We start from the raw sequence: 853 nt of genomic DNA, 5'->3' as shown, positions 1-853 counted from the left end.
CGCTTAAGGACGCGCTGCTGCGTCTCGGTGTCACCAAATATAACTGTTACGACGGCGGGCACGAGTTACCCGGACGTCTGGCCGCGAGCCTGCAGCACGATCCGCGCCCGATGATCCTGTTGATCGACCAGGTGGCCGGCGATCTCTCCATTCCCGGCGCGCTGGCCAGTGAAGCCGATTTTATCAGCATGGTGGAGACCGCCCGGCGTCGTCACCCCGGCGCCCGCCTGCTGCTGCGCACCCATCCCGATACGTGTCCGGGCAGAAAGCGCGGGGTACTGGCCCGGCTGGCGCCGGAGGGGGTGGAAATCATCACCGATCACTGTCATCCCCATACGCTGCTCAGTCAGGCGGAGGCGGTGTACACCGTCTCCTCCCAGATGGGGTTTGAGGCCCTGCTGATGGGCAAAACGGTGTACTGCTTCGGGATGCCGTTCTATGCAGGCTGGGGGCTGACTCACGACAGTAAGGTCTGTGCGCGACGGCGGGGGACGGTGAGCCTGCTGCAACTGGTGGCGGCGGCACTGATACAGTATCCGCGCTATCTCGATCCGGTGCTGGGGCGACGCTGTGAAGTGGAGGAGGTGCTCCCTGTTATTGCCCGCCAGCAGCATCCGGCACCGCCTTATCGCCGGCTGTATCTGGCAGGGTTCTCACTGTGGAAACGCGCCTTTCTCCGGGCCTTCTGTTCACCGCTGGCAAAAGAGCTGCGCTTCGTCCGTAAGCCACCGGCAGCGCTGGCTGCAGATGAACGGGTGGCGGTCTGGGGCAGTGAGTACCCTGAACTGACCGGCGCCATCCGGGTGGAGGACGGGTTCATCCGTTCCCGGGGACTGGGATCGGATCTGTGCCG

1 protein-coding gene is annotated in these 853 nt (G+C 64.5%); it reads left to right on the top strand.

Annotation, left to right across the window (positions count from 1 at the left end; all coding sequences use genetic code 11):
• Positions 1-853, top strand: an 853-nt coding sequence (locus ACU8YC_RS25085) for a capsular polysaccharide export protein, LipB/KpsS family (RefSeq protein ID WP_446895973.1), incomplete at both ends; no start/stop codon positions are given.

This window comes from Citrobacter sp. VF227, assembly GCF_052950715.1.
Note: the sequence above shows the minus strand (reverse complement) of the source record. Positions and strands in the feature narration are given on the sequence as shown.